Annotated in this window: 12 protein-coding genes and 2 pseudogenes; 2 read left to right on the top strand and 12 right to left on the bottom strand. The window is 55.1% G+C overall.

Annotated features, from left to right (window positions below; all coding sequences use genetic code 11):
* Positions 1-16: 16 nt before the first annotated feature.
* The 3 genes from tssC to B3N48_RS17670 form a co-directional block, all read right to left on the bottom strand.
* Entirely contained in the window at positions 17-1,519 is a 1,503-nt protein-coding gene (tssC, locus tag B3N48_RS17680) for a type VI secretion system contractile sheath large subunit (protein WP_296185883.1), read from the bottom strand.
* Positions 1,520-1,533: 14 nt separating this feature from the next.
* A complete protein-coding gene (gene tssB, locus B3N48_RS17675) occupies positions 1,534-2,067 on the bottom strand; it encodes a type VI secretion system contractile sheath small subunit (RefSeq protein ID WP_093458283.1) in 534 nt (177 codons plus the stop codon).
* 69 nt (positions 2,068-2,136) lie between these two features.
* Positions 2,137-2,886: a hypothetical protein gene (locus B3N48_RS17670; protein ID WP_296185877.1), complete on the bottom strand. Its 750-nt coding sequence runs from the start codon at positions 2,884-2,886 to the stop codon at positions 2,137-2,139.
* Positions 2,887-3,570: 684 nt separating this feature from the next.
* Here B3N48_RS17670 and B3N48_RS17665 point away from each other — a divergent pair.
* Together B3N48_RS17665 and B3N48_RS17660 are read left to right on the top strand one after the other, a co-directional pair.
* A complete protein-coding gene (locus B3N48_RS17665) occupies positions 3,571-5,739 on the top strand; it encodes a M48 family metallopeptidase (RefSeq protein WP_296186180.1) in 2,169 nt (722 codons plus the stop codon).
* Between the two features lie 239 nt (positions 5,740-5,978).
* Positions 5,979-6,305 carry a hypothetical protein gene (locus tag B3N48_RS17660; protein ID WP_296185876.1) on the top strand — a complete coding sequence of 109 codons (327 nt, stop codon included), beginning with the start codon at positions 5,979-5,981 and terminating at the stop codon, positions 6,303-6,305.
* A gap of 170 nt (positions 6,306-6,475) precedes the next feature.
* On the opposite strand, the gene B3N48_RS17655 is transcribed toward B3N48_RS17660, so the two are convergent.
* The 9 genes and pseudogenes from B3N48_RS17655 to B3N48_RS17615 form a co-directional block, all read right to left on the bottom strand.
* Positions 6,476-6,883 carry a hypothetical protein gene (locus tag B3N48_RS17655; RefSeq protein ID WP_296185874.1) on the bottom strand — a complete coding sequence of 136 codons (408 nt, stop codon included), beginning with the start codon at positions 6,881-6,883 and terminating at the stop codon, positions 6,476-6,478.
* Positions 6,884-6,993: 110 nt separating this feature from the next.
* A complete protein-coding gene (locus tag B3N48_RS17650; protein WP_296185872.1) occupies positions 6,994-7,290 on the bottom strand; it encodes an immunity protein Tsi6 family protein in 297 nt (98 codons plus the stop codon).
* Positions 7,287-7,790 (bottom strand): polymorphic toxin type 46 domain-containing protein, encoded by a 504-nt coding sequence (locus B3N48_RS26940; RefSeq protein WP_414704255.1) that lies wholly within the window; start codon positions 7,788-7,790, stop codon positions 7,287-7,289. Before B3N48_RS26940 ends, B3N48_RS17650 begins: the two co-directional genes overlap by 4 nt.
* A 75-nt stretch (positions 7,791-7,865) precedes the next feature.
* Positions 7,866-8,401 (bottom strand): annotated as a pseudogene (locus B3N48_RS26935) (DUF6861 domain-containing protein); the annotation flags it as partial.
* Between the two features lie 126 nt (positions 8,402-8,527).
* Entirely contained in the window at positions 8,528-8,791 is a 264-nt protein-coding gene (locus B3N48_RS17640) for a hypothetical protein (protein WP_296185870.1), read from the bottom strand.
* Between the two features lie 262 nt (positions 8,792-9,053).
* On the bottom strand, positions 9,054-10,169 hold the full coding sequence (gene tri1 / locus B3N48_RS17635) for an ADP-ribosylarginine hydrolase Tri1 (RefSeq protein WP_296185868.1): 1,116 nt from the start codon (positions 10,167-10,169) through the stop codon (positions 9,054-9,056).
* Positions 10,166-11,200: pseudogene (locus tag B3N48_RS17630) on the bottom strand (DUF6861 domain-containing protein); the annotation flags it as partial. The pseudogene B3N48_RS17630 and the gene tri1, both read right to left, overlap by 4 nt.
* Before the next feature lie 384 nt (positions 11,201-11,584).
* Complete coding sequence (locus tag B3N48_RS17620) at positions 11,585-11,860, bottom strand: hypothetical protein (RefSeq protein ID WP_296185867.1); 276 nt, start codon at positions 11,858-11,860, stop codon at positions 11,585-11,587.
* 69 nt (positions 11,861-11,929) lie between these two features.
* Positions 11,930-12,274, bottom strand: coding sequence for a hypothetical protein (locus tag B3N48_RS17615; protein ID WP_296185865.1), 345 nt, complete (start codon positions 12,272-12,274; stop codon positions 11,930-11,932).
* Positions 12,275-12,285: the final 11 nt, after the last annotated feature.

Genomic DNA, 12,285 nt, shown 5'->3' with positions numbered 1-12,285 from the left:
CTGGCAACGACATCGATCAGCCGCGTGTGGACTGCGGCAACTCGGCAACCAGTCGCAGGGACGCGGTCAGTTCATCCAGTTGATAGTGCGGACGCAAGTAGGTCACGGCCTTGTAGACCCCAGGCTTGCCAGGCACTTCGAACACTTCGGCGCGGGCTTCGCGCAGCGGGAATTTGGCCTTGGCTTCCTGGCTGGCGGTGTCGTCCAGCAACACATAGCTCGACAGCCATTTGTTCAGAAACAGCTCGACGTCTTTGCGAGAAGCGAAGCTGCCCACTTTGTCGCGCATGATCGCCTTCATGTAGTGGGCGATGCGTGACGTCGCGAAGATGTACTGCAACTGCGCCGACAGGCGCGCGTTGGCGTTGGCGATGTCGGTGTTGTATTGCTTCTGCTTCTGTGTCGACTGTGTGCCGAAGAACGCGGCGTAGTCGGTGCCTTTGCAGTGAACCAGGGGGATGAACCCAAGATCGGACAGCTCTTTTTCACGGCGGTCGGTAATCGCGATTTCCGTCGGACACTTGAGGGCAATTTCGCCGTCATCGGTCTTGAAGGTATGAGTCGGCAGACCTTCCACCAGGCCGCCGCCTTCGACACCGCGAATCGCCACGCACCAGCCATAACGGGAGAAGGCATCGGTGACCCGGGTGCCCAGTGCATAGGCGGCGTTCATCCACAGGTACTTGTTGTGGTCGCGACCGTCGACGCTTTCGACGAAGTTGAATTCTTCGACGGGCGTGGTATCCGGACCATAAGGCAGGCGACCCAGCACGTGGGGCAGCGTCAGGCCGACGTAACGCGAGTCCTCGGAGTTACGGAAGGATTTCCACTTGGCGTATTCAACGGTGTCGAAAATCTTCGCCAGGTCACGCGGGCCGGACATGTCGGTGAACGAGTCCCAGCCGAACAGCTCGGGCGATGCCGCAGAAATGAACGGCGCATGGGCCGCTGCGGCGACATGGGAAATTTCTTCGAGCAGGTACATGTCTTCCGGGTTGCGATTGAACTCGTAATCGCCCAGCAGCATGCCGAAAGGTGCGCCACCGAAGGTGCCGTACTCTTCCTCGTAGATCTTTTTGAACAGCGCGCTCTGGTCAAACTCGGAAGAGGCCTTCAGATCGCGAACCAGATCTTTTTTCGAAGCATTGAGCAGATGAATCTTCAGCGTGGTGCTGGTCTCGGTCTGATCGACCTGATACTTCAGGCCGCGCCAGGAGGCTTCCAGCTGTTGGAATTCGCGAGCGTGCATGATCTCGTTCATCTGCTCGGAGAGCATCGAGTCGATCTCGGCGATCCGCGCATCCAGTACGGCGATCAGGTCTTTGCTCGGCGTCATTTCGCCTTCGAGCACCTGACCTACCAGCTCACCGATCAGGTCGCGGGTGCGGGTGCGCTCGGTCTCGGAACGGGCGACGCGGCTTTCGGAAATGATGCTGTCGAGCAGCGAGGACTGGGGCGCGAAGTTTTCCACTTCAACCAGATCGGCATCCTGCTGAGCTACGCTGTGTTTATCGTTCATCGTCGTGCTCCTGCTTACTCTTTGGCATCGGTGGCTGGAACGGCGGCTTCACGGCCGAATTCCTTGCCCAGCGTTTTCAACTTCTCGGTGTTCTGCAACACGTCCATCAGCAGCTCTTCAAGCTTGTCGTTGCCGCCCATCTTGTTGCGCAGGTCAGCCAGTTTGTTGCGGACTTCCAGCAGCTTGCGCAGCGGCTCGACTTGCTTGACGACGTTTTGCGGTTCGAAGTCTTCGAGGGTATTGAAGTTGAGCTCCACGCCCAGCTGCGTGCCGTTCTTGGCCAGCGTGTTGTCGACCCGATACGCCAGACGCGGCTTGATGCCCTTGAGCACGCCGTTGAAGTTGTCACGGTCGATGAAGATGAACTTGCGATCCTTGAGCTTTGGCAAAGGCTCCAGCGGATTGCCGGAGAAATCGCCCAGCACGCCGACGACAAAGGGCAGCTCTTTCTTTTCCTGAGCGTCGCCAATGTCCACGTCGTAAGTGATATGAACCCGAGGCGCGCGGACGCGATCGAGTTTGTGCTGGGTACTTTCCTTCTTCGCCATCGTGTTCTCCTGTGCGAGCAAGTCGCTGCAAGTCATTTGCGTGTTCGGCCCAACGTTGAGCCGGGCGCGTTACAGTCCTTCGATCGTCATCAGCAGTCGCTGACGAATCTCATCTTTCATGTCCATGATGCTGTCTTGGCCCACCAACTCCTCGAAGGTGGCATTGCCGGCAATCTGGGTGCTGCTGCGAATGACCGAGTCGTCCGGCAGCGTCGAACGCACCGGCGAGCTGATCACGCAGAAGGGCAGGTCGCCGAAATCTTTCAACCGCTCGAAACTGACCGGGAAGCGCAGCCCTTCGAACAGACGACCGAGGCCTGGAGATTTACTGACGCAGTAAAACAGGACCAGGTAATGCACCACGAACCGATAAAGCTCGGCACTGCTGCGATTCGGGTCCTTGATCACTTTGCGAAACTGCGCCAGATCGAAGGAGTTGAAACCTACCACCCAGCGTGTCGGGCTGGTGATGCGGATGGTCTGGCCGCTCTGTTCCAGCACCTTGTCGTATTCAAGAGGAAATAGTTCAGGCGTGGTGCTGATCAGATTCAGCGGCACTTCCATCTCATTGACCAATTGGAACGGAGAGGCCGAACCAATTCTGTCGTATAGCTCTTTGAGTTCTTTGAAATGATGCTGAGTTTCGCGGCCACTGCTTCGTTGTGCGCCCTGCAAGTATTCGCCAAACAGGTTTTGCGGACGGATCAGCAAGGACAGCGTCGCGAGATAGTCCGAAGCTTGCGCCTTGAGCACATCGGAAATGGCCCGCGTCTGGCTTCGCAGCTTGATCAATGCTTCTACATCAAACGTCTGAGTCATCGATACATCGTCCTTGAACCCTTCTCTCCAACAGCCCGCGCTGTGGCGAGGTTACGGAAGGGCTATGTTCTCTCGACCGGCACACCTGTTCGAGACGTTCGGTCCGTGACAGACAGCATCACGAAACCGGTCCGCACAATAGTGAAAATGGGGTGCTAGCAGATCAATATTGTCTAGCCAGCAGCGTCAGCTCAGGCACCATTTGGCGCAGGAAAGTTCCTACAGACGGCGAGTTTTTATCGTTTTTGATACACATCGCAATGATGTCCGACTGCCACTAATGAGGGGATTTCCATGAGACGAACTCCCTCTCACGCCTTGATCTGTGGGGCTTCCAGCGATTTTTTTGGATCCCGATTGGGCTTCGAATTAAAGCTGAAAAAGGTGAACCTGTTCACTCCAAGTCTTACGACGCGGCGCGAATCAAACGGGAAACTTGACTGCGAATGCCCAACACAATGATGGCAACCGCCCGGATTCTGTCTTGTGAAACGCCCCACATTCGAGCCCTTCCGAGTTTCAGAAAACCCTGTATTCGAGGTATAACGCCGTCTGAAATAGGGCGACAGGTCAGTGCATCTGCCGTCTGTTTCCAGGAGCGCAGAAGCCACGGGCTTTTGTTAAAGGGATGTTTGCTCGCCGTGTCTGATCAACGGCGATGCACCGATCGTTGAGTGCCGCATGATGCAAACGCTGAAGCTTGTCGCTGTATTGATTCTGTTGCCTGTGTTGCTCGGATTGTTTGGCACGTGGGAGTTGCAACGCAGTACCGAGAGTTACCGCCAACTGGGTCAATACCAGGCAGAACTCGCCAATATTCGTCCGCGCCTTCAGGAGTTGGCGAGCAAAGACAAGCGTGCGTGGATCGAAATCGACCACCGCCGTGTTGACGTGCAACGGGCACTGATCCAGATCGCCGAGACAGAAGACGACAACCGCCAACTGCTTGGTATGACGCGGGTGATGACCGGCCTCGCGTGGGGTGTCGTCATGCTGGGGTGCATGGCCGCGCTGGTCGGCCTGCTCGGTCTGCTGGCCTTGGGCTGGGCCGGTTCTCGTGCACTTCAATCCCGTGAGCGATTGCTTCACACCTTCACCCGGGTCAGTCGCATCCTGCCGTTCGTTCTGGTCGGGCACATCGTCGCGATGGCGGCAGCCGTCGCTGCCATCCTGACGTTCGAAGGGTTGGGACTGTGGCACGCCGGGCGCATGTCCACCGGCGAGATCAAGCTGATGGTGGCAGCCTTCCTGATCGGTCTCGTGTGCCTTTATTCGATCTGGACCATGGGCAAGCAGTTGAAGGTCATGCTGCACATGTTCGAGCCCACCCCCATGGTCGTTCTTGGTCAGTCCGTGACCCCGGAGCAGGCGCCCTTGCTATGGGACTTGGTGCGCGATCTGGCCCGGCAACTCGAGGCCTTGCAGCCCGACCACATCGTGCTGGGCATGACCGAAGGCTTTTACGTCACCTCCAGCGACGTCAATCTGCTGCCCGGCGATGCGCACCTCACAGGGCGAACCCTGCATGTACCAATCGTGTACCTGGGCCTGCTTGATCAAGCGCAGACGCGCGCAGTGATCGGCCACGAACTGGCCCACTTCGCCGGCGCCGATACCGAATACAGCCAACGGTTCGTGCCGATCTACGACGGCATCAGCCGCAGTCTTCAGGCCGTCTACCAGACCATGCTCAGCAGCGATCTGCTCCAACGCACGATGCTGCGTCCGGCGTTCATGTTGGGCGTGCATTTCATGGAAAGCTTCGACCACGCCGTGAACCACTGGAGCCGTGTGCGGGAACTGGCGGCTGATGCGGCGGGAGCACAGGTGGCCAGCAATGTTGCGATCGCTTCAGCCCTGTTGCGCATCTCTGCCCTTGAGCCCATCGTGCAGGGGCTTTTGAGCAAGCACGTCGGCGAGGCCACCAACCCCAAGCCTGACTATGTAATGCCAACCCACCTGCCGAGCCTTTTGCTGCACGCGCTTGGCGATCAGGTATTGACCTTGCCCGAAGAAGAACTGGCCACTCAATTACCTCACCCGTCCGACACTCATCCTTCCAATGGGGAGCGAATCGCCACATTGCAGGTCACGGTCGACGAGGCGTTTCGCTGCGGTACGCATCCGGTCGACGCGGTTCAGGCCTGTGCCGCGATGGACCGTTATTTCGCCGCTCCAGAACAGCTCCACGGCCGGATCACCGAAAGCTTTCTTGCTCATTACGTGTCGCTTGATGCAGAGGCAGTCGAGCAACTGCGTACCTACGCCAGTCACGTCACCGGGGAGGTGCGATTACACGAAGGTGGTCGCCTGCGAGGGGTCACTACACTGATCATCGTAAGCCTGGTCTTCTTGGCGGGGGCGGCTTTGCTGCTGTTTACGTGGCTGTATCCGGACGTGTTCAAAGTCCAGACAGCCATGGCCTACATCCTCGGCGGGGTACTGATGTCGCTGGCGGTCTTCGGTTTGCCTCATACGCTGCGTCTGCTACTGCGGGCGGATACCACTGCCTTGCTATTAACGCCCGACCATTTCGTGTTCGCTAACCTCAAAGCGCCGTTGCCAATCGCGCATATCAACGATTTCGGCCTGCAGATCGGCAAAGGCATCCTGCTGAATCTGTTGCTCGAAGACGACGCACCCCTGCCTGAATTGACCTCTCGTTCATTCTTCGCGCCTGACGCCAGGCTGAACAAGAAAAGCCGCTGGGTCCAGTTGCAACTCGTGCAGTTTTGCCGAGACAACAAAACGCTCAAAATCGAAGAACTGGCAGAACTGATAGGCACTTACTTGAGCGCCGCTACTCCCCGGCGTCTGCTTGCGCAGCGTCTAGAGGAGGCTTCTGTCAATTGAGTGCCCATCCTCAAGGTTTGCTGGCGCAATGCCTGCGCCGATTGAAAACGTACCTGGGCCGCCATGGCCGACCGGATACATCGATAGTGCGATCAGCGGCAATCTCAGCGCAGGAACCGGCGCCGCAAACGCTCTCGAGAATCGAAGAGAATCAGAGCGGGCTACCGGTCCATCCGGCGCCGCAGCCTCTGTACGTACCTCCGCCCGGATGTCCTCCGCTTGGGCGGGACAACGAGGCGTTGCGCAGCCGCTACCTAGCGTTCATCGACCACGCCCAGGCACAGCATCCTCAATCGCTGAGTAAGTCTTACTCTGCGCAGGGGCGGGAACTGGCGCGGGCCTTACATTCAAAAGCACTTGACCTGAGCTATGCCAAAGGGACCGACGGTTCTCTGGACATCTACTGGCTCATGCAGTGTGCGGCATTGGTTTCGCTTTTTGCTGATGGCGCCGGGTCCGAAGCGTTCATCCGTTACAGCAGGGATGTTCATGCCTACAAACACAACACATTGACCAGTAGCCAAGTTGAGTCTTTTGACTTCTACGTTCGCGTCTTCACCCCCTGAGTTGCAATCCAGCGATATCTTGTTAATGCGCGGTCCGCAGTACATCCGGTTGCCCAGTGAATCTCTTCCACAGCCTGCAGATATGGACGAATTGCTTTGATGTTTGCCCAGGCTCTATCCCGATGGTATTGCCATCAACACCTACACAATCCCTGAAGGGGAATCACCGACTACATTTTTGGGCAAGTCTCCGGCCCGAAGGTTATTTCGGTAATCGGCTCGGCTTGGGTGCTGGAGTAGCTGTAGGTGATCGTATTCCCAAGCTCAAGCAAGAGTAGATAGGCCGTCTGGCTGCACAGCGCTTCCTTGATCTGCTGAGTCAGGTAGCTCTCGTAGTACACCCGCTCGCCTGGTCGATTCTCAAAGCCATAAAGCGTGATGTTATAGACCACGTTGTGATTGACGTAGCTGATGTTGTCGATCCGGGTTATCGGGTCGAGCAGGATGGGGAGTTGTTTCTGTTGCTCGGCGATCACGCTCTTCAGCACTTGCTCACTGTCTTGAGCGTACAGGGGTGTGGTGCAGAAAATGGCTGCGGCAAGGGCAAGCGCCCAAAGGCCCGGTCGGAGCAGGCTCATATCAACGCTCCTTGTCGTCAGTTGCACACGCGTCGATCCACGCGTGCGTTCTAAGGCTCTGTGGCGCAAACGAGTGCGCTCACGACTCATGCTTTCGCATTGCCAAAGGCTCAGTCCGGCAATTTGATCTTCAGCCCACGACCAGACTGTATTGCGACGTAGTAAGCATCCTTGAGCGCCCGTGCGAGATCGGGGTCTTCCTCTTCAAACTCCTTGGATGCAATGGCTCCGATGCTGAGTTGGTGGAGTTTGGATTTATCTTTCTCAACGCCTTCGAATACTGCCTTCACGTACTCCAGCTGTCGCAGGAGCATGTCATAGACAGGAAACTGCGGGCACCCGTTGCGACGGTCAATGGTTATGGCAATCGCTTTTTCGACATAGCCGAGTGGTGTGGTTGGATTCATGGTGTCCCTGGGCTGATCAATTTGAAGAGTTCTTTCTGTCCGGTCGTTACCTGCCGAGCGCCCTCTATCGCATCAAACGGCTGCGACGGAACGGACCAGGTATCAACCACTGGCGCTAATGTACTTCGCAGCAGCGTAACTTTCTCTGTGCTCTGATAAACATTCACGATTTCGGGTACAACGATGTCAGTTTTGTAAATCTGCCCGAGAGGGTTGATACCCAGTTGCGAAGGAATGATATCCGGAGTCGGAGAATACCTCATGCCCTGACGGCCTCCGGGCACCTGATACTGCCAGAGCGTTTTGCCACGATTGATGGTCTCGACGCTAACGGGTTTGGTGAAGTCCAATCCGTTCATGTAACCCTCGTAGTCTTTGGCCGCGTAGCCTTGTGACTCGAAGAAATTCACCGCGGTTTCTTTATTTCCGCGGATGTTTATGTCCTGTATCAGATCGCCTGTCCGTCCAAACTTCTCGTTCAGATAATCGCGACGTGACACACCGGGCTCAACGACTTCCTCAATGGGATTGACTGCCGGCTTGCTTGGCAGGAGATCATGCACGAGCTCACGCTCAACCTTCTTCAGCGGTGCGACATCTTTCACCTGCAACTCAGGCTCCGCCAGAATCTTGCTTTGATTCTTCGCCAGCCAGTTCGCAAATTCCTTGTTCGATATCTGCGCCCGAAGCCTCGCACTGCGCGTCGCAATGCTCTCCATGCTGTTCATCACGCCAGCCTTCATCTGGCCGCGCGTCAGGTACGTCACGATGGCCGTCAGCAACAACAACACCAATTGCTCTTGGCCACGTGCGAATTGTCTCGCTGCGCGTTCGGTGCGTTCCTGAATGATGGCTGCCGACCCGCCCGAAGGATCAAGCCCCGGAGGCTTGACGCCATCCTCCGCAGTCCACGCTGTGGCCAGTCCTTCCTGCAGGGTGGTTAGGCAGGCGGGGGGCCTTGATAGAAATATTCGGCGATGGCCGCCAGACCCAATCCCATCAGGATCAGATTGCCGACCTGCAAGCCAATACCGCTGCCGATCATGGGACCCGGTAGCGCGCTCGCATCAAAAGCGAGTGAGCCCACAGCACCCCTGATCGCACCACCCATGTGCAATGCTCCCACCGTCGCAAGATGGCTGCGTCGGTCTTCTCCAGTAAGCAATAGCTACCACACTTGGGTCTACTACATAGCCTAGTGGTGTGCTTGGGCTTATTGCTTCCAGGGCAAAGCGGTTTATATAGCGGTGCCCCTATTGGTCCCTGGCTTCTGTATAAGTAGCTCATCCATCTCTTGTCGCCGGCACTTGTTGACAAAGGTGACGGCTGCGTCAACATCTTTCTGAAATAATTCAAATTTGACTTTGTCTATTTCGTAATACTCTTCGTAATCAGCCAGCCCATTGCTGACAGGGAACGAGGCGTAATATTTCCCTGATGTTTCCTCAATGCCTAATGAGAACATTTCTTCGCGGTTGACAAAGAGTCTTTTAAAGTTCATCTAAATCCTCCTAAAACAAAGGTGTGGTTTTGAAACTGTCTATTGAAATATTGCCCGCGTCAATCACACCCTCCAAGTTACCGTTTGGCAACTTTCCTTCTGGAATCCAGAGCGCATTTGCACCGGCTTCATTATGTCCGCAATATTGATCGAGGCCCATTTGCGGGAGAGGTCCAATTGCATGATCGAGTAGGAGAGGGGTGTACAAACCTAGCTACGACTCCAGACCTACTCCTATTTTGAGGATTGAGACGCTCATTCTTCACTTGGCGCCATAGATAACTTCGTCCATCTCATCCTGAGGAGGTGCTCGCTCAAAGAGCGTGTGTCCGAGGTCTTGGATGTGCTTGGACCATGCAACTTTTTTGACCCAGTCGGCGGGCATTCCTGATACGCCATATAACGCTCCGGCTAACTGGCCGGTGACTGCTGCTACGCTATCGGAATCATCACCCAAATTAGCAGCCAGCAGAACGGCGTCTTTAAAGTTGTCGGTATTCCACACTGCCCAAAGTGCGGCTTCAAGGGTGTCGATGACGTAACCAGAGGAGCGAATCTGCTGACGCATTTTTTGTTTGTATTCACCAGCGTTGATAATCAATGGACGGGGGTAAAGCGCCCGTACTTTATGCGCCAGCGTCTCCGCTTTGTCCGCACCGTTGAGGGCCAGATGCAGGATCGCTCCGAAGAGTTCGCAACTGTTAACCGCCTCCGCTGCCCGATGAGTGCATCGGCTTTGAGCGGCGCTCTCGCGCCAAGTCGCGGACAGTGAGTGGCGTCGAAAAATAGCAGTAGGGGCGAGCCTGATTATCGAGCCATTCCCTGCGGTCGATGGATCGTCATTGCCGTACCAATCCAACCCTTGGCTCAACCATCCTTCAAGCGCAATACGAGTTGCGTTGCCGATATCGAAGCACTTGCCATTGTGGCTGTTCAGCCCTGTCTTGTACCAACGGGCGAGTCGCTGTGCATAGTCGGCATAATCGAATTTGTTGTTGGCGGCATAGGTGTCTGCCAGACACAGAGCCATGCTGGTGTCGTCAGTCCATTCACCTGCATTCAGCTTGAAGGGTCCTCCTCCCACCATGTCTTCAACATGGCCATGATCTCGGGGCAGGAACTCAATGGTGGTACCTACTGCATCACCAATCGCCAACCCGAGCAAGCAACCTTGTGCTCGGTCTAACGCGTCATCATGACTTAGCGTGCAAGTCCTAGATGCCAGCCAGTCGGGTTTCTGTCTGCTTAACCTTGGTGCACCAGGCTGCAACATGTAGTCCATGCGTTGACGTAATTGCGGTGACGGCGGAGGAAGCAAGTAGTCGTATCGTTCGACATACTGGGTGATGGCTTCTTTGGAGCTTCGTAAGTCGATCATGGGATCTCTTTATAGCGAAGAAGGGTAGTGGGTCCAGACTCGATTTTGTTCAAAACGTCGAACACAGTTCCCGGCGGATACAATACCTCGGCCTCTGGGTGTCCGGACAAAAAACTGATGTCGCGGCCGGAGGAACCACTGACCCGAAATTTGACATTGCCCCTAAATGCTTTTGCAGATTGCGCAGACGTGCTGAAGAACGCACCATCGCTCGTAGGATGCCCCATTTGAATATTGTCAAGAATATGTTGGGGCAGAGTGGTACCTCGGTAAGTATCAGCTTCCAAATAAGGGGGCAGTCTGGAAAGCCCTTGAGTAGCATGCTCAACAAACGCGGTCATTTGCTCAGTCATCGGTGTAAAACCTCGTAGCGCGGGATTTATCCATTGGTATCCCTCGTCCAAAGTATAGCCATGCAGAGCCCCAATTTGATCGTCAGTTAGCAATCTTGATTTAAGTGGGTCAGCTTCGTTGGCAATCCGCCTTTCATTTCTGATCCACTGTTCTGCTGTGTGAGAACCGACGGCATCTTTCAATGACATGAGGGGAGGAGCCATTGACTTTACTCGCGGCTGAGCGAGTTCAGGTGGAATAGCCTGCTCAGGTTCAACCTTCTTCAGCGGCGCCACATCCTTAACCTGCAACTCCGGCTCCGCCAGAATCTTCTGCTCATTCTTCGCCAGCCAGTTCGCAAACTCCTTGTTCGACATCTCCGCCCGAAGCCTCGCACTGCGCGTCGCAATGCTCTCCATGCTGTTCATCACTCCAGCCTTCATCTGGCCGCGCGTCAAGTACGTCACGATGGCCGTCAGCAACAACACCACCAATTGCTCCTGGCCACGTGCCAATTGTCTGGCCGCGCGTTCGTTGCGTTCCTGAATGATGGCAGCCGACCCGCCCGAAGGATCGAGCCTTGGGGACTTGACGCCATCCTCGGCAGTCCACGCTGTGGCCAGATCTCGCTGCAGGGTGGTTAGGCACGCGGGGAGGCCTTCATAGAAATATTCGGCGATGGCTACCAGGCCCAATCCCGCTCATTACCTATTGTCGTAAGTCCCGCAAAAAATCGCGGCAGATTAGCCGCGCTACTGGATGTTTCAGTCCTAGCAAAGGTTGTCACATTAGCGATATAGATTCTGTGACTTAAATAGCTGTCCCTCTCCTACTACCGGGCTTCTGGATTAACAACTCGTCTAACTCTCTGTAGCGGCATCTAGTGACGAATGCTAGTGCAGCACTGAGATCCTTTTTAAACAGCTCAAACTGCGCGCGGTCGATTTCGTAAAATTCCTCATACTCAATCATGTCATTCCTAACAGGAAATGAAACATAGAATTTACCGGACGTTTCTTCTATACCCAATGAAAAGCGCTCTTCGCGGTTAAAGTACATATCTGTAAATTTCATCATGAACCTCACGGTATTAGATTAGTTATAATTCGATCTGCGGATATCTCACCAGCATCAATAATCGCTTCAAAATTACCCTCGGGTAATTTTCCTCCCGGAAGCCAGAATTCGCTAGCCCCCGCTTCATTGCCAGATGGAATACGCAAGCCTAGCTCGCCAGGGGTCGCGATATCAATACGGACTAGCTTATCGCTCTCCAGAAAACCTTCGGGAAGACCGAGTTTTTTGTTCCAAAACTCTTTTGTCACCCGCAGCCTTCGCAAAGATTTCGTCCACTTCATGGTTGGCCATGATGAATGAAGTACCATGTGTTTGAGCTATTCCGTATTTCTCAAAATTGCGCAACGGCATCACACGCGAAGCGCCGTTCTTAAACTCTGCAAGGTGATGCTCCATATACTCGGGTATAAGATAAACTGAAGGATCAGGACTCGACCCTTCGGTATTGCCAGAATATCCTCTGCCGTCCATCCCGGTTTAAACATCTCTATTTTTTGAGCAACACGCCGCAAACCGCGTTGCTTCAGGAGCGGCTCGGGTTCCGGTTTGTTTAACGGAGTTGGATCTTTCACGTGGAGTTCCGGCTGCGCCAGAATCTTCTGCTCATTGCGCGCCAACCACGCCGCAAATTCCCTGTTCGATATCTGCGCCTGAAGCCTCGCACCGTGCGTCGCAACGCTTTCCATGCTATTCATTACGCCAGCCT

Origin of the sequence: Pseudomonas sp. UBA1879, from assembly GCF_002338065.1 — a bacterium.
Classification (GTDB): domain Bacteria; phylum Pseudomonadota; class Gammaproteobacteria; order Pseudomonadales; family Pseudomonadaceae; genus Aquipseudomonas.
Note: the sequence above shows the minus strand (reverse complement) of the source record. Positions and strands in the feature narration are given on the sequence as shown.